15 protein-coding genes are annotated in these 20,988 nt (G+C 69.4%); 5 read left to right on the top strand and 10 right to left on the bottom strand.

Annotated elements, in window-relative coordinates; all coding sequences use genetic code 11:
* The first annotated feature begins 5 nt into the window (after positions 1–5).
* Complete coding sequence (locus C8K36_RS13445) at positions 6–827, top strand: SCO1664 family protein (RefSeq protein WP_107984994.1); 822 nt, start codon at positions 6–8, stop codon at positions 825–827.
* On the opposite strand, the gene C8K36_RS13440 is transcribed toward C8K36_RS13445, so the two are convergent.
* On the bottom strand, positions 824–1,288 hold the full coding sequence (locus C8K36_RS13440; protein ID WP_107984993.1) for a MarR family winged helix-turn-helix transcriptional regulator: 465 nt from the start codon (positions 1,286–1,288) through the stop codon (positions 824–826). The genes C8K36_RS13445 and C8K36_RS13440 overlap by 4 nt on opposite strands.
* Before the next feature lie 88 nt (positions 1,289–1,376).
* On the opposite strand from C8K36_RS13440, the gene C8K36_RS13435 reads away from it, so the two are divergent.
* Both C8K36_RS13435 and mshC read left to right on the top strand, forming a co-directional pair.
* Complete coding sequence (locus C8K36_RS13435) at positions 1,377–3,524, top strand: MMPL family transporter (protein ID WP_107984992.1); 2,148 nt, start codon at positions 1,377–1,379, stop codon at positions 3,522–3,524.
* 10 nt (positions 3,525–3,534) lie between these two features.
* Positions 3,535–4,776, top strand: a complete 1,242-nt coding sequence (gene mshC, locus C8K36_RS13430) for a cysteine--1-D-myo-inosityl 2-amino-2-deoxy-alpha-D-glucopyranoside ligase (RefSeq protein WP_107984991.1) — start codon at positions 3,535–3,537, stop codon at positions 4,774–4,776.
* 15 nt (positions 4,777–4,791) lie between these two features.
* On the opposite strand, the gene C8K36_RS13425 is transcribed toward mshC, so the two are convergent.
* Complete coding sequence (locus tag C8K36_RS13425) at positions 4,792–6,069, bottom strand: ATP-binding protein (protein WP_107984990.1); 1,278 nt, start codon at positions 6,067–6,069, stop codon at positions 4,792–4,794.
* Between the two features lie 207 nt (positions 6,070–6,276).
* Between C8K36_RS13425 and C8K36_RS13420 the strand changes: the two genes are divergently transcribed.
* Together C8K36_RS13420 and C8K36_RS13415 are read left to right on the top strand one after the other, a co-directional pair.
* The gene (locus C8K36_RS13420) at positions 6,277–6,843 is read left to right on the top strand and encodes a nucleoside deaminase (RefSeq protein WP_107984989.1); all 567 of its coding nucleotides are present in this window, start codon (positions 6,277–6,279) and stop codon (positions 6,841–6,843) included.
* 1 nt (position 6,844) lies between these two features.
* Entirely contained in the window at positions 6,845–7,786 is a 942-nt protein-coding gene (locus C8K36_RS13415; protein WP_107984988.1) for an antibiotic biosynthesis monooxygenase, read from the top strand.
* A gap of 15 nt (positions 7,787–7,801) precedes the next feature.
* Here C8K36_RS13415 and C8K36_RS13410 read toward each other — a convergent pair whose 3' ends face one another.
* From C8K36_RS13410 to C8K36_RS13375, 8 genes are all read right to left on the bottom strand, one after another.
* Positions 7,802–9,088, bottom strand: a complete 1,287-nt coding sequence (locus C8K36_RS13410; RefSeq protein WP_181319538.1) for an Nramp family divalent metal transporter — start codon at positions 9,086–9,088, stop codon at positions 7,802–7,804.
* A gap of 152 nt (positions 9,089–9,240) precedes the next feature.
* Positions 9,241–10,086: a glycoside hydrolase family 19 protein gene (locus C8K36_RS13405; protein WP_107984986.1), complete on the bottom strand. Its 846-nt coding sequence runs from the start codon at positions 10,084–10,086 to the stop codon at positions 9,241–9,243.
* Between the two features lie 311 nt (positions 10,087–10,397).
* A complete protein-coding gene (locus C8K36_RS13400; RefSeq protein WP_107984985.1) occupies positions 10,398–14,570 on the bottom strand; it encodes a TIGR02680 family protein in 4,173 nt (1,390 codons plus the stop codon).
* Between the two features lie 13 nt (positions 14,571–14,583).
* Positions 14,584–15,993: a TIGR02678 family protein gene (locus C8K36_RS13395; protein ID WP_107984984.1), complete on the bottom strand. Its 1,410-nt coding sequence runs from the start codon at positions 15,991–15,993 to the stop codon at positions 14,584–14,586.
* Positions 15,990–17,438, bottom strand: coding sequence for a TIGR02677 family protein (locus tag C8K36_RS13390; protein ID WP_181319554.1), 1,449 nt, complete (start codon positions 17,436–17,438; stop codon positions 15,990–15,992). Before C8K36_RS13390 ends, C8K36_RS13395 begins: the two co-directional genes overlap by 4 nt.
* Before the next feature lie 130 nt (positions 17,439–17,568).
* The gene (locus tag C8K36_RS13385) at positions 17,569–18,639 is read right to left on the bottom strand and encodes a hypothetical protein (RefSeq protein ID WP_258195399.1); all 1,071 of its coding nucleotides are present in this window, start codon (positions 18,637–18,639) and stop codon (positions 17,569–17,571) included.
* Positions 18,640–18,862: 223 nt separating this feature from the next.
* A complete protein-coding gene (locus tag C8K36_RS13380; protein ID WP_107984981.1) occupies positions 18,863–20,041 on the bottom strand; it encodes an MFS transporter in 1,179 nt (392 codons plus the stop codon).
* On the bottom strand, positions 20,038–20,946 hold the full coding sequence (locus tag C8K36_RS13375; protein ID WP_107984980.1) for a PAC2 family protein: 909 nt from the start codon (positions 20,944–20,946) through the stop codon (positions 20,038–20,040). The genes C8K36_RS13380 and C8K36_RS13375 overlap by 4 nt, the downstream gene beginning before the upstream one ends.
* Positions 20,947–20,988: the final 42 nt, after the last annotated feature.

The following is a 20,988-nucleotide window of genomic DNA, read 5'->3' as shown; positions in this document are numbered from 1 at the left end:
CCACGGTGCCGATCGATCCTGTGGACCCGGCCGACGGCGAGGTGCTCGCGGCGGGCGAGCTGACGCTGGTCGGACGAATCGTGCACGCCAGTAACGCCACTCTCGTGTGTGACGCCGCCGCGGACGGCCGCTCGGTGCGATGCGTCTACAAGCCGATCCGTGGCGAGCAGCCTCTGTGGGACTTTCCGGACGGGACACTCGCCGGCCGGGAAATCGCGTCGTACCTGATCTCCGAGGAACTCGGGTGGGGAGTCATTCCGCAGACGATTCTGCGCGACGGCCCCCTGGGGCCCGGAATGGTGCAGCGATGGATCGACACCCCGGAGCGGCACCCGGAATCCGGCGGACAACTCGACCTGGTGGACATCTGCCCGCCCGAGGAGGTGCCGCCGGGCTGGCTGGAGGTCCTGCGTGCACTCGACGTCCAGGGCGCCGAGGTGTCTCTGATTCACGCCGACGATCCGCGGCTGCAGCGGATGGCGGTCCTCGACATCATCCTCAACAATGCGGATCGCAAGGGCGGCCACGCGCTCGAGGGCATCGACGGGTCCGTGTACGGCGTCGACCACGGCATCTGCCTGCACGAGCAGAACAAGCTCCGGACGGTGCTGTGGGGGTGGGCCGGTGCCCCGATCGCCGACGATCTGATGTCCGACGTGACGACACTGGTCGAGCGACTGTCCGGGGAGGAGTTTCCGGCGGTGCTCACCGAGCACATCACCGCGGCGGAGATCGAGGCGCTGCGCGAGCGCGCGACGGCGTTGCAGCGTCAGCCGGTCATGCCGCATCCCGCCGGTTCGCGCCCCATTCCGTGGCCGGCGTTCTAGCGACCCGGCATCTGCCGGGTACGGATCAATTCGAGGAGCAGGTCTCGTAGCGCCTGCGGGTCGGATACGCCTGCGGTGAGCGACGTGTCGTCCTGTTCGAGGGCGAGCAATCGTGTGTGGGTGTCGCGTCCGGTGGTGGTGAGGGTGACCCGCAGTTTCCGCTCGTCGCTGGGATCCGTGGTGCGCGTGACGAATCCGCTGCGTTCGAGGCGTTCGACCGTCCGGCTCATGGTCTGGTCGGTGACGCGGCACGCGCGCGCCATGTCGCGTTGCGACCGTGGGCTGTCAGTGAGGGTGTGCAGGGCGATGAGGCCCGCATGGGTGATGTCGTGCGCGCGCAGGACCTCTTCCCACGAGTGCTCCACGAGGCGTGCCGCGGTCGACAGCAGTCGCCCGGTGGGCCAGGCGTCGAAAACGCTGTCGGGGTCGGGCGCCGCGTGGGCGGGATCGGGGTGGGGCACCGGCGTCTCCGTGCAATTGTTCAGCGGGCTGAATAAACTTATCCTCGAAGTGTCCCGAGAGTAGCCGTCGACCGACCCTGGAGGCCCCGTGAGCACGCCAGAACGAAACGCACCACCGGCGCGCCGAACGTCCCGGCTGCGCTGGCTGCTCCCGGCGGTGCTGGTGCTCGTGTGGCTCGGAGTCGGCGGCTTCGGCGGACCGTTCGCCGGCAAACTCGGCGACGTCCAGCAGAACGACAACACCGCGTTCCTGCCGTCGTCCGCGGAGGCGACCGAGGCGGGCGCGCTCTACGAAGGTTTCACGGACACCCGATTCGTGCCGGCGATCGTCGTCGCCGAACGCGATTCGGGGACAACAGCGTCCGATGCCGACTTCCTCACACGAGCCGCAGCCGGGGTCGCGGGGACGGAGGGCTTCGGCGAGCAGACGTCGCCGCCGATCCCGTCGCAGGACGGGCGCGCGCTGCAGTTGATCGTCCCGGTCGACTCGACCGTCGACGTCGGCGACAGCGTCGAAGTTCTGCGGGCCGAACTGGACAGCCCGCCGGACGGACTGACCGTGCTGGTCACCGGGCCTGCCGGGCAGGTCGCGGATCTCTCGACGGCGTTCAAGGGCATCGACGGGCTGTTGCTGTTGGTGGCAGCCGCGGTGGTCCTGCTCATCCTCGTCGTCGTCTACCGCAGTCCGCTGCTGCCGTTCCTGGTGCTGTCGTCGGCGGTGTTCGCGCTGGGGCTCGCAAGTCTGCTCGTCTACCTGCTCGCCGACGCCGGGGCGATCGCCCTCAACGGCCAGAGTCAGGGAATCCTGTTCATCCTCGTGTTCGGTGCCGCCACCGACTACGCGCTGCTGCTCGTGGCGCGCTACCGCGAGGAACTTCACAACGAACCCGACCGGTTCGACGCGATGAAGCGGGCGTGGCGGGCCACGGTCGAACCGGTCGCCGCGTCGGCCGGCACGGTGATTGCGGGCGTGCTCTGCCTGCTGCTGTCCGACCTGAACTCCAACCGTGGTCTGGGACCGGTCGCGGCCCTCGGCATCGCGGCGTCGTTCGTGGCGTCGATGACCTACCTGCCCGCCGTGCTGGTGCTCTTCGGGCGCATCGCCTTCTGGCCCAAGCGGCCGGCCTACGATCCCGCGCACGCCGACCGTGACGAGGCGGCCGATCACCGGTTCTGGGGTGCGCTGGCCCGCAAGGTGGGCGCGCATCCGCGGCGGTTCTGGATCGCGTCGACGCTGGTACTCGTGGCCTTCGCGCTGCTGCTGCCGACATTCAAGGCGAGCGGTGTCGCGCAGTCCGACATCTTCCTCCTCGACGTCGACTCCGTCGCCGGGCAGCAGGTCCTCGGCGAGCACTTCGACGCAGGCTCCGGTTCGCCCGCGATCGTCGTCGCCGACGCCGGTGCGGTCGACGGGGTACTGGCGGCGTCCCGGGTCGAGGGCGTGAGCGAGGTGCGGGCGGTGACCGCTCCCGGGGACGCGGCCCCGCTCGTCGTGGACGGACGCGTCGCGGTCCAGGCGACCCTGACCGATCCGGCCGACTCGCTCGCCGCCGAGCGCACGATCGAACGGCTGCGCGAATCCGTACACGCAGTGCCCGGCGCGGACGCGCTGGTCGGCGGGCCGACCGCGACCGATCTCGACACCAAGAACACCTCGACACGCGATCGGACGGTGATCATCCCGGTCGTCATCCTCGTGGTCTTCGCGATTCTCGCGCTGCTGCTGCGGTCGCTGCTGGCCCCACTGCTGTTGATGGGCACCGTGGTGCTCTCGTTCGCGGCCACGCTCGGAGTGTCGTCGCTGGTGTTCGATCACCTGCTGGGCTTCCCCGGGGCGGACCCCGTGGTGCCGCTGTTCGCGTTCGTGTTCCTCGTGGCCCTCGGCATCGACTACAACATCTTCCTGATGACCCGGGTGCGCGAGGAAGCTCTGCGGGTGGGTACCCGACGAGGCACGCTCCGGGCACTCACCGTCACCGGCGGCGTGATCACGTCTGCCGGGGTGGTGCTCGCGGCCACGTTCTCGGCGCTGGCGGTGATCCCGCTGCTGTTCCTTGCGCAGCTCGCGTTCATCGTCGCGTTCGGCGTGCTGCTCGACGCCCTCCTGGTCCGCTCGTTGCTCGTGCCCGCGCTCACTGTGGACATCGGGCAGCGGATCTGGTGGCCGAGTCGTCTGGCGTCGGCGCCCGAGCCGTCACCCACGCCGCCCGCGAGGGCGGATTCGACTCTCCACTAGGCTCGTTCCCATGCAGTCTTGGTCCGACACCGCTGTCCCGTCCGTGCCCGGTCAGGGTCCTGCCCTCCGGCTCTACGACACCGCGGATCGGCAGGTGCGGCCGGTGACCCCGGGTGCGACCGCGAAGATGTACGTGTGCGGCATCACGCCGTACGACGCGACGCACCTCGGCCACGCGGCAACCTATCTGACGTTCGACCTGGTGAACCGGGTGCTGCGGGACGCCGGACACGACATGCACTACGTGCAGAACGTCACCGACGTCGACGACCCGCTGTTCGAACGCGCCGACCGTGACGGCGAGGACTGGGTGGTGCTCGGCATGCGGGAGACGGCCCTGTTCCGCGAGGACATGGAGGCGCTCCGCGTCCTGCCGCCGCGCGACTACATCGGTGCCGTGGAGTCGGTGAACGAGGTCGTCGAGCTGGTCGAAAAGTTCGTTGCCTCCGGTGCCGCCTACGTCGTGGACGACCCCGAGTACCCGGACGTGTACTTCCGGGCGGACGCGACCGCGCAGTTCGGTTACGAGTCCGGCTACGACCGCGCGACGATGGACCACTTCTTCGCCGAGCGCGGTGGCGACCCGAAGCGGCCCGGCAAGCGTGATCCGCTCGATGCCCTGGTGTGGCGTGCGCAGCGTCCCGGCGAGCCGTCGTGGCCGTCGCCGTTCGGTCCCGGCCGTCCCGGCTGGCACATCGAGTGTGCCGCCATCGCACTCAACCGCATCGGCTCGGGTTTCGACATCCAGGGCGGCGGTAGCGATCTGATCTTCCCGCACCACGAGTTCTCGGCCGCGCACGCCGAATCCGCCACGGGTACGGACCGTTTCGCTCGCCACTACGTGCACACCGGCATGATCGGTCTGGACGGCGAGAAGATGTCGAAGAGTCGCGGCAACCTCGTCTTCGTCTCGAAGCTGCGCGGCGAGGGCGTCGATCCCGCGGCCATCCGGCTGGGTCTGCTGTCCGGGCACTACCGCCTCGATCGTCCGTGGACCGACCAGGTGCTGTCCGACGCACAGGAGCGGCTTGCGCTGTGGCGCAAGGCCGCAGCACTCGAGTCGGGCCCGTCCGCCGACGACACGATCGCGCGATTGCGTCAGCACCTCGCCGACGACCTCGACACGCCCAAGGCCCTCGACGCGATCGACGGATGGGCGCGGCGTGCCGTCGATCACGGCGGCCCGGACACGGCTGCACCCGTGGCGTTCGCGGCGGCAGTCGATGCGTTGCTGGGCGTCGAACTGCACTGATCCGGCTCGGCCCGCTCAGAGTCGGGTGAACTTCTCGCTGTCCGCCTCGAATTCGGTGAGCAGTTCGGTCGTGAGGGTCGGTCGGGTGTCGGCTATCGCCGACAGGTAGTCGTCCGTGGTCGCGGGACGTCCGGATCGGTCGGCGACCTCACGTTCGAACGCGGCCTGGGAACCCTTCCGGGACGCGAACTCGATGTCGGCGGGGGTGAACAGTTCGCTCGCCTCCACCAGTCGGTCGAGATCGACGTGTGCCGCCGACGCCCCGAGATACCGCTGCCACACGGCGTGCCGCGCCGGTGTGTCCGGTGGACCGACGGGGATCATGTAGTCGAATCGGCCCGGGCGCAGGAACGCCGAGTCCAGTGATCGCACCGAATTGGTCGCGCAGACCAGCAGTCGCCGCTCGCCTTCGCGGAATGCGGGGATGAGTTTGAGGAGTTCGTTCGTCACCCCGTGCGCGGGGTTGGTGGCGACTCCGCTTCGGGCACTGGCGATCTCCTCGACCTCGTCGATGAAGAGCACCACTTCGTCGAGTTCGGCGAGATCCGCGAAGACGTCGCGCAGCGACGCCGCGAGGCCGCCCTCGGACGAGGCGGCGAGCCGGGACGGGAAGAGTTCGACGAACGGCCAGTCCAGCCGGGACGCGATGGCTTTCGCGAAGCTGGTCTTGCCGGTTCCGGGCGGTCCGAAGAGGATGACGGCCTTGGGTGGATGGACTCCGTAACGGTCGGCGAGGTCGGGGTTCTCGAGCGGGGAGACGATGCGGCGCTCGATGACCTCCTTGACGCCCTCCATGCCGGACATGGTCTGCCAGAGCCCCTCCGGCATGACGCGACCGCCGAGTTCGCTGAGCAGCGTCTTGTCGGGGCCCAATGGCTCGAGCAGTTCGTAGTAGACGAGGCCGTCGCGTCGCAGGTAGCCCGAGTGCTCGAACGCGGCCGACCCGGTGGCGGCTTCCGGCAGCACCGCCGAGATGCGATGGGCGCCGGCGCTGCGCAGACGGCGCTCGAGGTTGGCCAGCAGTGCGCTGCCGATGCCGCGATTGCGCCAGCGTGCACCGAGCGCGACGAGCAGGATCCACGCGCGTTCACCGTGTACCTGCGCGACCGCCATGCCGACGAGTTCATCACTCACCGTCGCCACCACGGCGGGCTGGCCGGCTCTCGCGGCGGCCATCACCTCGGCGAGCGTGAACACCGGTTCGGGAGAGCCGGGTACTCGGCTCTGATCCCAGATCTGGATGGCCTGGTCCAGGTCGTCGTCCTGGAAGTCGCGCAAACGCCACACCGGCATCCGCGTTCACCTCGATCCCATCGTCGGGTCTCTCAAGTAGACACCGCGCTGCCGGCCTTGTCAGTCCGTGCGGCGAATCGCCTCGGCCACGAGATCGGGGCAAATCGCCTGGTCATGGAGCCTTTCGAGCGCAAACGCCCGTGGTGTGCCTCACCGGCTCGCTAGATTGTGAGTGGGTCTACTGCGATGTGTGGAGGCGATTCGGCCATGACACCGGACGAACTCATGAACGAGGCGTGCAGGCTGGCGATCGAGTCGGTCACGAACAACTGGGGTGGCCCGTTCGGGGCCGTGATCGCGCGAGACGGGGAGATCGTGGCGCGGGGCCAGAACCGCGTGCTGCTCACCGGAGACGTCACCGCGCACGGGGAGGTCGAGGCCATCCGCAAGGCAATCGTGGTACTGAACGCCGAGGCGCCGAGCATCTCGCGTGAGCATCTCGACGAGTCCACGCTGAGGCTGGTGCCGCGCCCGGCGGGCTCGCCGGACCGGGTGCCCGAACGGGCTCGGATGCTGATGGGCATGGAGATCTACACGTGCGGCGCACCGTGCCCGATGTGTATGAGCGCGATCTACTGGTCACGGCTCGACGCGGTGTACTTCGCGAGCGATCTGCCCGCCACCAGCGGCATCGGTTTCGACGACGCGTTCCAGTACGAGGACTTCTCGCGCCCGCTCGCGGATCGTTCCATCAAGATCGAGCAGATTCGTGCCGATCTCGGGGCCGCGGCCTACGCGACGTGGGCCGAGAAGCCCGACAAGCACCCGTACTGACATGGCGGAGCGGCCCGCGACGGTGGTGGTCACGCATCCGTTGCGTCCCGGCGTCGCCGCGGACTTCCGGCGCTGGCAGACGGAAGTCGACTCCGCGGCTGCGTCTTTCGCGGGATTTCTCGGGACCGAGGTCACGCCGCCACTGAACGGCGGTTGCGAATGGTCGGTCGTCTATCGCTTCGATTCGCTCGATCACCTGCGCGCCTGGCTGGACAGCGGCCGGCGCCGCGAACTGGTAGACGGTGCCGGTGCGTTGTTCACGACGCCGCCGACACAGAATGTGCTGTTGGAGAACTCCTCGGACGCGGTGACGGTCGTCGTGTCGCATCCGCCCGTGCCCGGCCGCGAGGCCGAGTTCATCGCGTGGCAGCGCCGAATTACCGATGCGGAGAAGAAGTTTCCCGGATTTCGTGGTTCGGAGTGGCATCCGCCGATCCCGGGTGTGCAGGACGACTGGACGATTCTGTTCACGTTCGATTCCCAGGAGCATCTCGACCAGTGGCTGGAATCGCCGCAGCGCGCGGCCCTGCTTGCAGAGGGACAGGCGTTCAAGAACTTCACCGTGCGGCCGATCCCGAACCCGTACGGTTCCTGGTTTCCTGCGGGCGGTGCCGGCGACGCGCAGGTTCCGTCGTGGAAGACCGCACTCTCGGTCCTGGTGGGGCTCTACCCACTGGTCGTGGTGCTCACGATCCTGATCGACGAACTGTGGCCGGGCGCTCCGCTCTGGGCGAGCCTGCTGCTCGGCAACATCGCTTCGGTATGTCTGCTGACCTGGGTGGTGATGCCGGTCGTCACCCGAGTGCTGCGCTTCTGGCTGGAGCCGGGGGAGGGCACCGATCGGCGCATCGACACGATCGGACTGGTGATCTCCGTCGTGTTCCTCGCTGGCGCCGCGCTCGTGTTCTGGCTCGCGACGACAGTGGTGTGGTCGCTGCCGTGACAGCCGGATCGGATACTAGCCAGACCCCGTCACCGTGAGCCACAGCAGCGCGACGTTGAGCGCGATGATGAGCCCGGCGAACAGCCACGCGAGGGCGGTGGTGACCGGCGCGTTGCGCTCGGGGCCCATCAGATCGGCATCCGACGTCATCCGCACCAGGGGGACGAGCGCGAACGGGATGCACAGGCTCAGCACGACCTGGCTGATCACGAGCGCATACGTGGGATCGACGCCGATCCCGAGCACGATCAGTGCCGGGATCAGTGTCACGATGCGCCGGGTGAGGACGGGGATCCGCATGTTCAGCAGTCCGTGCATGATCTCGGATCCCGCTGCGCAGCCCACCGACGTCGAGGCGAGACCGGACGCGAGGAGTCCGACCGCGAACACCACGGCGACGCCCGGGCCGAGTGACGCCTGGATCGCGGCGTGCGCGCCCTCGATGCTGTCGGTGTCGGGCACGCCGCGCAGCGCCGACGCGGCGAGCAGGAGCATGCCGATGTTCACTCCACCCGCGACCACCAGTGCGCCCGTGACATCCCACCGGGTGATCCGCAGCAGACGATGAAGGCGCGGTCCGTGCCCGGCAGCGCCGTGCCGGTCGCGGGCCAGGGCAGAGTGCAGATAGATCGCGTGTGGCATGACGGTGGCACCGAGCATGCTGGCCGCGAGCAGAACGGTCTCGGAACCCTCGAACCGGGGGACCAGGCCCGCCACGGCATCGCCGGCCGAGATGTCGGTGAAGGCCAGCCCCGACAGGAACCCGATCGTGATGATCGCGAGCAGGCTCATCACGACGAACTCGAAGGTGCGCTGACCGTGACGCGACTGGATCGACAGGATCACCATCGACACGATGCCGGTGATGAGTCCGCCGACGAACAGGGGTAGACCGAACAGCAGATGCAGGGCGATCGCGCCGCCGATCACTTCCGCGAGATCGGTCGCGGCGGCCATGCCCTCCGCTTGCAGCCAGAAGGCTCGCCGATTCCTCTTGCGGAGGCGCTGCCCCAGCATCTCCGGCAGCGACCGCCCGGTGACCAGGCCGAGTTTCGCCGAGAGGTACTGAATCAGGACCGCCATCGCGTTCGCGAGTACGAGCACCCAGATGAGGAGGTATCCGTACTTGGCGCCGGCTGTGAGGTTGGCCGCGACATTGCCCGGATCGACGTAGGCGATCGCGGCGACGAAGGCCGGACCCAGCAGGGCCGCGGAGCGAAGGCTGCCGCCCCGCCGTCGCGGCGCTGAGGGTGCGTCGATCTCGGTGCTCACTGGACTCCGCTCGCTGAACTCTTCGGGCATGCCGCGAGCACCGGTGACGCGGTGGTTCGCTACTACGCACTATAGATTTCGGTGACCCGAACTTTCAAGCGGAGGCGTACCCCGGAACCGACTCGCCCCCTGCCGGACATGCTGTCCGACAGGGGGCGAGATGGTCGAGATGGTGCGGTGCGTCAGTGGAAGACGGCGAGCGCGCGCTGGAAGCTGTCGATCCGCTGAACCAGGCCGTGCGTGCCACCGTTGACGATGCGCGACACGGACTCGATGCTGCCGCTGTCCGACACGGAGTTGAGGTTGCGGGACTGCCAGTACCAGGCTGCGGTCTCGAAGGCGTTCTCCGGCGTCGCCATCAGCTCGGGGTTCGCGATGAAGTCGATGCCGAGGTACTGGCTGACGCTCTCGTAGTTGTGCCGGCCGGTGACCTGAATGGCGCCGCGGCCCTTGAAGCGCTCACCGTCGCCGGGTGCGACGTTGCCGAGATCCGAACGACCCTCGTAGGCGCGGCCGGACGCATACTCCTCGAACGTGCGGAAGGAGTCGGACTCGACGACGAGCTGCGCGAGGAACGCGGCCTTCCGGAGGGGGGTGTCGATCGCTGCCTTCGCCAGTGCCTCGTTGAGGGGCGCGACGTACTGTGCCAAGCGGTCGGCAGCCACCTGCGGCACGATGTTGACGAGCTCGTCGAGCGTGACGGACGCCGGTGCCGGCGGTGCGGGTGCGGGGGCGGGGGCCATCGGTGCCGGCGCCGGGATGATGCTCGCCTGCGACACGGGGGCGGGTGCGGTGGAGGAGAGGGGGAGGTCGAGTGCCTTCAGCAGGCCCGCGGTGTCGAGGAACTGCGCGGGGGCGGCAGGTAACGCTGGCGTGATGCTCGCGGATGCGATGGGCGCGGCAGCGAGGTTGCCGGCGCAGAGCCCGGCCACGGTGGCGGTCGCGAGGACGGCGACGCGGGCCCGGGACAGGAGTCCGCGCTGGGTGCCGGTCTTTCGATCGTTCGTGCAGTCAAGGGTGTTATGCAAGGCTCATGCTCCGGCTGAGGGCTGCGGGGGCAACCGCGTCGGGCGTGAACACCGGTAGTATCGATAGCGATCGTCGTGATCGAGACCGTCGGATCACCGGGTGGTCACGGCAAGGTCACAACCAGATAACAGGCTGTTACCAAAGATCTTCAAGTCATCGAGACGAGTGCCACTTCGGGCATCCAAAGTGATTCAGATCACAAAGCTGACGGCGTGTCGTTGCGGGGATTGTGTCGTCAGACCTGGTAGATAACGCATTCGGGGGCGGGCGGATCGAGTGATCCGGGCGCCCCGATTGCCCTTTCCGGGGCCTAAACGTCCGCGAATTCGAGTCCGCCGTCGGCGGTGGCGGGGACGCGGCGACGGAGCGGCGAGCCCAGAGCCCGCGCGAGATTACTCCCGTCGTGCTCCGCCAGCAGATCGCCGCCCGACCACACCAGCAGAGCCGCGCTGACGCTCTGCTCCGCCGTCGAGTGAGCCAGATCGTAGTGAGCGCAGCCGGGCACGCCCGCGTACGTGATCCAGAGGTCGTATCCGGTCATGAAGAGGTCGAGATCGAACTGGACGCTGAGGCCGAGCAGTTCGCTGCGCCCGTTGTCGTCGACACCGGCGAACGCCTCGTCCAGGCCGAGCAGTCGCGGAGAGTGCGGGTCGGCCGACGAGAGCATGACGTGGGCGGCGGCGAAGAGCGGCAGGTGCAGCGACACGGACTGCTCGCCACCGGACAGTGCGCTGTGGCGGGCGACGGTGAGACGGTCCTCGCTGCCGTCGCCGCCGACGAGCGTGAACGAGAACACCCGCCACCGGCGGTAGTCCAGCGCCGACGCGAGGATCTCGGGATACGAGCGCTCCGGATGTGCGGCCCGCGCGATCCGGACCTGCGCGGCGAAGTGGGCGCGGATGGTCGCCAGTTCGTCGGCGCTCAGTGCCGAGTGCGCCCGGTCCAGCAGCTTCGAGACGGCCCGCGAGCTGTCGTCGAGGTTGTCGGCGAGCACCCAGTGCACGCCGATCGTGCTGCCCGACGACATGCGGCGCTCGCGCATCTCGGTGCCCATCTGCGCGATCAGATCACGGGCGTCGGCGGTGCGTTCGTGGATCTGCTGGGCGAGACCGGTCAGCAACGCGTCCTCGAGGATGCGCCGCTCGGAATCGGTGAGCAGCACCTCCTGGTCGTGACGCGCCGCCCCGATCCGGGTCGCGAAGTCGCCGATCGAGGAGAAGCCCTGATCGTCCTGGACGCGGACGACGGTCAGTCCGTCCGGCGCATCCCACTGCAGCCGATAGTCCTGGCCCGCCGCGGCGAGTTGGGCATCGAAGTCCTGCAGGGCGGCGGTGAGGGCCGAACGAGTCGACTTCTTGGCGTTCTCGCTCGTCTTGACGGCCGCGGTCGCCGTGTCCATCGCGCGATACAGGTTCCCGACCTCGGGCGGCAGAATCGGTGCATCCGGATCGCCCTCGGTGACGATTCGGTAGACCAACTGGTCCGGGGTGAGCCATGCCGCGTTGCTCTGCGGCCAGGTGTGCTCACCGGCCACCCCGAGGAGGTCGAGCAGGTCGCGCCGCGCGTACGGCGCGAGCCGGTCCACGTCGGTGCGGGTCTCGGTGAGCGCGCTGCGCAGCGCCTCGACCGCGGCGCTGTGTGCGCCCTCCGCCTTGCCGATCTGCTCGACCGCGGTGTCGTACGCCTTGCGGGCGCCGCGCTGCTCGGTCTTGCACACCTCGATCCGCGCACGGGCCTCCTCGAGGTCGGCGTCGATCTGCTCGGCACTGGCCCCCAGCGCCTCCCTGAGGGTCTCGAGCCGCGAGACCTGCTGCGCGTAGTTCTCCTCGGCGACCGCTGCCTCCTCGACGAACTCGTCGGTGTTACCGCGGGCTTCCTCGAGTCGGTCCTCCGCCTCGCGGGTGTGTTCGAGTTCCTTCTCGTGCTCGCGGCGGCAGCGCAGCAGCTGCTCGCCCTGGCTCTCGAAGTGTCGGATCGAGGCGGCCAGGGCGTCGATGTCGCGGGCGTGGTGCGACGCGCGGTGGGTGACCGCGATCGCTCGTAGCTGCTTCTCCTTCGCCGTGTGATCAGCGATCGCCTGGTCCAGTTCGTCACCGGACGTGGTCGTCGACTCGGACCGGATGCGGAGTGCTCCGGCGGCCTCTGTCAGCTTCTTGATGGCGGCCAGCACCGCCGACGTGCGGGGCAGCGCCTTGCCTGCCCCGGTCAGCCGGTCGACGACCGCGGCGGTCTCCGCCTCGGCATCGCGCGCGGCGGCGAGGGCTTCCTCGGCTGCCGCGATATCCAGATCGATCTCCTCGAGTCGCTGGGCGCGGCGGCGTTCGCGTGCCGTCGTGCCGATGTACTCGGCTTCGGACTTGACGTGTCGGCCGCGCTGGACACCCTGGCGGAAGTGTCCGTCCACCCCGATTCCGACGACGGAATCGCCGGCCGTGTTGCCGCGGTCCAGCGAGATCGACTCGAGAATCGCCTGCACCGTCGACTCCGGCACGCCCGCGTCGGGTTCGACCTCGAGGACGTCTGCCAGAGTCGGCCCCGTCGGGCGCCGGTCGGCGGGCAGGGCCGTGAGGTACTGCTCGGACTCGAGGCTCGGCGGCGGGCCGTCGCCGCCGAAGATCCACCCGTCCAGGAGGTTCGCAGCCGCCAGCGCCGACTCGACTCCCGCCGCGAGGGCCGGTTCGACGCCGCTTGCGAACCGAACCAGACGCCACAGCGGGGCCCCGGAGAGGTCACTGCGGTCACCGGTGCGGAACGCGAAGCCGGCCGGGGCGTCGTCGTGCTCGGCGGCGACCAGCTTGCGGTCGGCCCGCAGCGCGGCGATCCGGTCCCTCGCCGCCGACTGCTCGGCGACCGCGTCTCGGCGCTGGGCACGCTGCTCGTCGAGCGCCGACTGCGTCTCCTCGTGCAACACCGTCGTCAGGCTGGGGGAGTCGTCCTCGCCGGCCCGCGCGAGGGCGGCATCGAGGCCCGCGAAGAGATTCGCGGTCACCCCGATCGACGCGTACTCGGTCGAATGCTCGGTCCACCATCCGCGCAGAGCCGCGGCACAATCGGCGCGGGCGAGTTCGACCGAGGCCTCCGCCTCCGCGACCGCGGCCTGCGCCGATTCGAGGAGTTCGCGTCCTCTGTCGGCGGCGCGATCGGCGCGATCCCGTTCGGTGCCCGCCTTCTCGACGGTGGCGAGCGAGGCGCGGACGGCACGCACGTCGCCGTCACGTTCTTCCGCATGACCGCGAACCGCGGCGGTGATCTGGTCGGAGCGCGAGCCGTCCGGCAGCGGTGTCCAGGCGATGCCCGCCTGTTCGGCCGCATCCGCCAATTGCTCCTCCGCGTGGACGAGCGCCGCGGTGGCCCGACGCACCGAATCGGTTGCGCGCATTGCCTCGTCGGTGCGTTGCTCGAGCGTCGCCTGCGCTCTGCGGGCCTTGTCGGCCTGCTGTTCGGTGGACAACTTGAGCTGAGCGACAGCCGCGGCGAGGTCGTCGAGCTGCTGCTTGCCCTCGTAGGCGCCCGAGCGCTGGAGGGTGTCGAGGTCGGCGCGAGCCTGCTCGAGCGCGCGCTCGGCGGCGGTGAAACGATCCTCGGCGAGCAGGCGCTCTTCCTGACGCGACGACTGCAGCGCGACCGCGCCGTCCAGAACTGATTGCGCGCGTTCCACCGATTCGAGGCGCCGGGCGACCTGTTCGACGTCGGTACGTGCCTGCTGTGCCAGATACTTCGAGTACACGGTCACGAAGCTCTGCGCCGCCTGGTCCGCGGCGGCGAGGCCCTCGAGCGCCCGGCCGACCTCCTCCATGTCGCTGAACGAGCGCGCGGCCTCGAGGACGAGTTGCTCGTCGAGCGGTCGCAGACCGTCGGTGAGGGCCTGTGACAGGCCCTTGGGGTCGAGGTTCTTCGCCAACTGTGGACGGCGCAGCGTCAGGATGAGATTGATCAGCTGGTCGTAGCGCTCGGCGCCCAGCCCGAACAGCCGGGCGTCGATCGCACCGCGGTAGTCGACAGGGCGGTCGGTGATCGCATCACTGCCCAGCTGTTCTGCGAGTTGCTTCTTCGTGAGCGGACGGTCGTCGTCGCCGAGTAGTGAGAAGTCCACGCCGACGCGGCCGTCGGCGACGAAGTACCAGCGGGTGACCTTGTCGTTCTGCCGGCTCGCGCGCATGCCGATACCGACGGTGACTGCCTCCGGGTCCTCCTGTGGCCCACGCGCGAACTCCATCCACACGTACGAGTGCGCCGAATCCTGGCCCCGGTAGAGCAGGTTCGACTTCATCGTCCGTTCCTCACCCGCGAACGGATTGAGGCGGCGGGGCTCGATGCGCCCGTCGAACACGAACGGGAACAGCACCTCGAGTGCCTTGGTCTTGCCCGAGCCGTTCGGACCGCGGAGCACCAGTCGGCCGTCGGCGAACGAGAACTCCTGGTCGCGGTAGTCCCAGAGATTGATGATCCCGGCGCGGGTCGGCTTGAAACGCGCAGATGCCATGCGAAAGATGCCTCTACTTCTCTAGGTGTTCGGCTTGGCCGGGAACCGGTTCGTGGAACAACTCGGACTGGGCTGTCCGGTCACGAATGTTGACGACGACGCCCCGGAACCGTGCGATCGGCGGCAGCACGAGGATGCCGCCGTCGACGATCCGGATCAGCTGGAGCCGATCGAGCAGAGCGATCGCATTGCGGCGCAGCCCCTTGCGGTCGGCCTGCCACTGCGCGGCGAACGTGCGGCCGAAGCGCAGCACGAGTTCGTCGACGGCCGCGGTGATCCAGTGGTCGTCGAGGAGCGCGTAGTGAGCGGGTTCCCGTTCTGCCTCGGCATCGAGCGAGAGATCCGGCCGGTCGGCAGGGGCGAGGGTGTCGGCGAGTTCCTCGAAGATGCCGGCACGCGGGATCGCCGAGTCCAGTCGCTCGATCAGTTCGGCCTGGTCGGTGGTCGGCAGTGGCCGGAGGGGGAGCGGTTCGGCATCGAGATCGAGGACGCGGTCGGCCACCTCACCGGCGAGCAGGAGCGCGACCTGCGCGATGGTGCCGGTGCTCGGGAAGCGGACGTCGGACATCCGGCCCGACGGATCGATCATCGCGATGCCCTCGGCGCGGCGTTCGGCGACCAGGCCGGTGAGATCCTCGACGTCGGTTGCTGTGCGGGGCAGCGCCAACTGCAGGCGTTCGTCGTCGGTGAGGGCGTCGGCGTACACGACGGGCCGTTCCACCAGCGCGCGCCGCATCCGCCGGGCGGTCTCCCGCGGATCTGTCGTCCGGTAGCCGGTGATGTCCTCGTCGACGGGTGCGTCCTCGCCCGCGAGTAGGGACCGCACCGACGTCAGATGCTGGAGCGCGCGCGGCGGCCGGAACAGCGCCACGACGACCGACCGGTCGATGTCGTACAGGGCCTCGCCCGCATCGGGGTTGGACGCCCACCCGCTCGCGTCACCGTCGGCAAGGACGATCGCCCCGCGCGCGGCGAGCCAGCCGACGGCGTCGACGAACGCGTCGCGGTCCGCCGCCCGTTCGGTGGACAGAGCCACTCCGGGCACCTGCCCGGCCTCGGTCGCGACGTGCTCGGCCAGTTCTGTCAGCGTGATCTGGTTGCCCGCGCGACCCAGTGCGGCGAGCGCGAGGGCCAGGTACGCGTAGCGGTGCCGGTCGAAGGTGCGGTCGTTGGCGGTGCGCGCGGGTGCGCCCGGTTCGAGGCGGTCTGCGACCGTGAACAGACGGGCGGTGGTCTCGGTGACCTCGAGTCGGTAGCCGAACAGCTCGAGCAGGTCGTCGCGCAGTTCGGTGGCCCATCTGCGTAGCAGCGGCAGCGCGAGGCGATCGGGGTAAGTCTGCGTCACAAGGTGATTCGACAGGATCACCCGCGCGGCCCGCTGATAAGAGTCGAGGTCCAGCGGGGAGACTGCACGGTTCCTCATCGGACGCTCACCCGCAGTCCGTCCAGGTGGAGCTTGCCGCGCGCAGTCTGCACCACCGTCGATTCGCCGTTGGGGCTGAGCGTGAGTCGCACGCCGTTCTCCGAACCGGTCGAGCTGGGAACGGATCCGGTGACCGGTACACGGGCGGTCAGGGCCGCGTTGAGCAGGCTGAGCAGGACGTCCGTCTCCTGTTCGTCGAGTACCCGGTCGTACGCCCCCGACGCCGCCAACGACGACGCCGCGACCGCGCGGGCGCGCTGGGACGACAGCTGTTCCTCGCGCAGTCGCCGGATGCTGCCCTCATTGCGCTGCACGCGCGACGGCATGCCGGGCTGCGCAGCGCGGCCGGTCTCGGCGAGTGTCCGGGAGATCTCCACCGGCGTCGCGTCCCACCAGGACCGGGAGTCGGGAATGATGTCCGCATCCGGATGCACCATCGAGACATGGCGCGGTCGGCCAAGGTCGAAGACCAGTTGGAACAGGGCGTGCGCAGAATCCTCGTCGGGCGTCGCTGCGAACCAGCCCGCGAGATGCCGGAGCTGACTTTCCCGGCTCACCCCGCCGCGTCGGGTCTCGGTCACGCGGCGCAGCAACGACAGCACCGCCGCAATCGCGCTCATGGTGCCCTCGCGCAGCCGATCGGACTCGCTCGGTCCGGTGGCGGCGACAAACCACTGGGCCAACCCCGACCAGCGTGCCCGCCAATCGGATTCGCGTTCCTCACGGGACAGGAAGACACGGTCGTCGCTGGCGGCGGCGCGCGCGATCAGCGACTCGATCCCGGTGGCCTCGACGGTCTCGATCGCGGCACCCAGCTTGGGTGCGTAGCGGGCGAGATCGGAACTGAACTCGCGCATGTGGCTGAGCAGTGCGTCCTTGTGGGACAGGAAGGCCTCGGGCGTGATCTCGGTGGTGCGCACCAGATCGCCGAGCATGAGATAGAACTGGGCCGCCCGCGCCGCCATGTCGGTGAGCGTCGAGTCGAGCCGAGCGAGCTTGCGGTAGATGAGGTCGCCGTCCCCGCGCCGGTTGGCCTCGGCCAGTTCCTCGAGGTCGGCGAGCAGGTCGGGCAGCGCGAGCCGGGAGAGCGTCGCATCCTCGAGACGCGCGTGCAGTAGATCCTCGACCGCCCGGAAGACCAGGTATCCGGCCTGGCTGAACTGGTACACGAAGTGCCGGTTCCGGTATTCGGCGAGAGTCGCCGCGCGGCTGCCGTCGTAGCTGCGTTCGAGTACGCCCCACGTGTGCAACTGCTCGAGTAGGGGCGTGATCTCGGCGTGGGTGAGCGCGCCGGTGGCGTCGTCGCCTGCGATCCGGGCCAGGATGTCGGCGGCATCGCCGGCGTGCAGCAGCACAACGTAGTTCGCGCGCGCATGGTCGAAGGCACGCAGCACCCACAGATAGTCGGCGCGCTTCTCCGCAGTCGTGAAGGAGAACAGGCGCAACCGGTCCTCGCGCACGGCGAAATCCACGTCCGAAGCCACGCCAGACGCGACAGACGCACGCGTGTCACCCGAATCGCTCACCGTGACAGCGTAGGGCGTCGGTCGGTCCGCGAGCGAACACGCCGGTCGGTCACCTCTGCCGGCGCATCTCACGGCGCCATGCGGACTCGTCCGCGCTCAAGGTAGCCAGCTGGTAGTCGGCCGCATCAGGGTGCCGGAACGGCCCCGCCACCAGGTCTGCATAGACGTGGGTGGGTGCGACGCAATGAAGTCCGCCGCGGATCTCCATCCGTTCGAAGACGACCGCCGACCACGGCGTCGCTACGACGACGTCGCCGCGGCCGTCGACGGGGCGCAGGTCGAGTGCGGCGGCGAAGGCGTCGACGTCGTCGGCATACAGCTCGAGCACGTCGGCCGCGGCGTAGTCGGTGGCGCCGATCCCGGTGACCGCATACCCGAGTTCGCCGTTGCCGGCGGCCAGCCGTTCGCGCAGATCCTCGAGCCCGTTCGGTGCCCCGAAACGCCGCGTGGGGCAGGGCTTGCGGTCGCCGGCCCACGCCCGCAGCATGTGTTCCCAGCGGACGCCGGTGATGGGGCCGCGCGGCGTGCGGGTGAGCAGCTCGCGTTCGGCGAGCACCTCGACGACCCGGTAGGCGGCGCCGGTCGATGCGCCCGAGAGCTTGATGAGTTCGGGGACCGAGATCTCCCCGACGTGATCGGCGAGGGCCCGCACGATGCGCTCGGACGGCTCACCCGTGAGGACGCCGGAGGGCCGCCCCGGCCCGCGCCACGGATCGGCGTCCGCGCCCCGATTTCGCACCCAGATGGCGGGGCGCGGTGCCACGATCGTGAGGTTGCCGGTGGCGTCGGCGTAGGAGATGCCGTGCCCGTCGAGTTGTCGGCGCACGGGCTCCGACAGGTAGTGCGCGCACACGAATCCGCGGTCGCTGTCGGAGAGTTCGGTGGCGATGCGGGCGATGTCGCCGCTCAGGATGCCCTTCGACGTGATGATCGAGTACGAGACGGTGTCGCCGTCGGGGGCGGTGATGAGCAGGCGATCCGGCGCGGAGGGGGAGCGGGGCCGGTCCGCCGAGACCGTCCAGCCGAGGGGCAGCGCAGCTTCGAGCCACGAGACCGCGCGCCGATAGATGTCGATGCTGCGTTCGGGGCGCGGGTTCGGGGCAACGTCTGTGATGCTCACTTTCGTCACAGTAGTCACTCTGTGCACAACGGAAGCGGAGGTTAACCCGAACAACACCCGTGTCGCGTTTGAGCGCCCGGGTGAAGTCTGTGCGTGACGGAACCAGTGGATTGCCCGAATATGTGGCGGCACCGCGTCGGCGACCGGTTCCAGCGGACGCAACAATTTCCGCCGTACCCGACGACCGATCACAGATGGGGTGTCCGCTGTGGCGACTTTCTCGTCAGGTGTTCGGTTCCGAGTCCGCGGCCGCCTCGATCGGGCGGGAGCGGGGCATGAGGAGTGGCGGCAGGGCGGCGAGGAGCAGCGCGGGCAGCAGGAAGCTGACGCTGGGGTGGACCGCATACAACGGCGTGAGAGTGAGCGGTGCGAGCGCGGAGCCGGAGAACCGGAACGACTGCACCACGGATACCGCGCCGCCGCGGTTACCGCCCTCGCCGCCGAGAACCGCGGCGTTGACGCCGACAAGCAGGAACTGCGACGCGACACCCGCGACGAACCAGGCGATCGCCGCGACCGCGACAGACCCGACGGTGCCCGCCACAGCGACCAGGGCCGCGCCTGCGACGGCGCCGAGCACGACCGTCCTGCGGGGGCCGATCCGATCGATGAGCGTGCCGACCGGCCGGGCCGTGAGAATGCCCGCTACACCGAAGCTGGTCAGGAGCAGTCCGCGAGCGGCCGGGCTCATACCGAACACGTCCTCGGCGCGGAAGGCGAGGAGGAATCCCAGTCCGCCGAGCGCACCCCACCCGAGCAGCGCGACGACGCCGACTCGCAGGACGTCCGGGCGCAGCGCATCCCGAAGCCGGGCGCCGGTGTCCGCCGGTATGGTGCGCGCGGCGTCGGGCAGGCCGACGGCGCCCAGGATGCCGGCGACGAGGGCGATCGCGAGGAAGGCCAGGCGCCAGTTGATTTCGGCGGCCAGCCCGCCGATCAGCGGCGCACTGGTCTGCCCGGCCGCCTGCAGTGCACCGAACGCGCCGAGGGCACGTCCGAGTTTCTGCTGCGGCGTCATCGCGGCGAGGGTCGCCAGCAGAAGGGGTGTGGTGAATGCGTTCGCACAGCCCTGGAGCACGCGCGCACCGAGGAACAACTCGAGCGTCGGGGCAGCGAAGCACGCGACCGACGCGGCGAGATAGACGCCGTAGGCGACGCGGACCGTCCGCATCCGGCCCCACCGCGCACCGAGCGTGCCCGATACGAGCATGACGAGCGCGAACGGCAGCAGGTAGGCAGTGAGAGACGACGCAGCGGCGGATGCGTCGGTTCCGAGGCCGTCACCGATCTCGGGCAGCATCGACGTGACGACGCCGCCGCCGAAGGGGCCGAGGAAGCCGCCGGCGTACAGCGCCGAGCGTTGCAACCTCGAGCGCAGGCCGGCGGTGCCGTCCGCGATCACGCCCCGAAGCGACCCGGCCCGCGCCGGCGCAGGTATCGCTCGAACTCGGCGGCGAGTGCGTCACCGTCGATCTTCGAGATGGCCTCGGTGATGTCGGTCTCCGCGTCGCCACGCTCCTCGAGGGAGCGCACGTACTCGGCGATCTCCTCGTCGTCGTGCGTCATCTCGGTCACCGACTCCTCCCAGTCCTCGGCCTGGTTGGGCAGGTCGCCGAGCGGGACCTCGATGTCGAGGACCTCCTCGACCCGCTGCAGCAGAGCGACGGTCGCCTTGGGATTGGGCGGCTGGGAGACGTAGTGGGGAACCGCGGCCCAGAAGGACACCGCCGGAACCCCCGCCTTGACGCACGCGTCCTGCAGCACCCCCGCGATGCCGGTCGGGCCCTCGTATCGGGACCTCTCGAGGCTGAAGCGTTCGGCGGCCTCGACGCTGTGCGCGGTTCCGGTGACCGGCACCGGCCGGCTGTGCGGGGTGTCGGCGAGGAGTGCGCCGAGGATCACCACGGTGTGGACACCGAGTTCCTCGATGAACTCGAGTAGCTCGTCGCAGTAGCTGCGCCACCGCATGTTCGGCTCGATGCCACGCAGCAACAGCACGTCGCGGTCGCTGCCCGGAGGGCTGCACAGCGACAGCTGGGTGGTGGGCCACACGATCTCGCGGGTGACCCCGTCGATCTGCCGGATCATCGGCCGATTGACCTGGTAGTCGTAGTAGTCCTCGGAGTCCAGCTCGGCGAGTGGCTTGGCGTCCCACGTCAGCTCGAGGTGCTCGACTGCCCCGCTCGCGGCGTCGCCCGCGTCGTTCCAGCCCTCGAAAGCGGCGATCAGAACTGGATCGCGCAGGGGTGGGACGTCCGCGTCGGCATCGTCCGCAGCGGCGGTGTCGGGGAACTCCGGTGAACTCACGCACCCAGCCTACGACCAGCACCCGACGAGCCGCCCACTACG

The organism is Rhodococcus sp. OK519 (assembly GCF_003051005.1).
Lineage (GTDB): Bacteria > Actinomycetota > Actinomycetes > Mycobacteriales > Mycobacteriaceae > Prescottella.
This window is presented reverse-complemented; position numbering and strand designations above follow the sequence as displayed.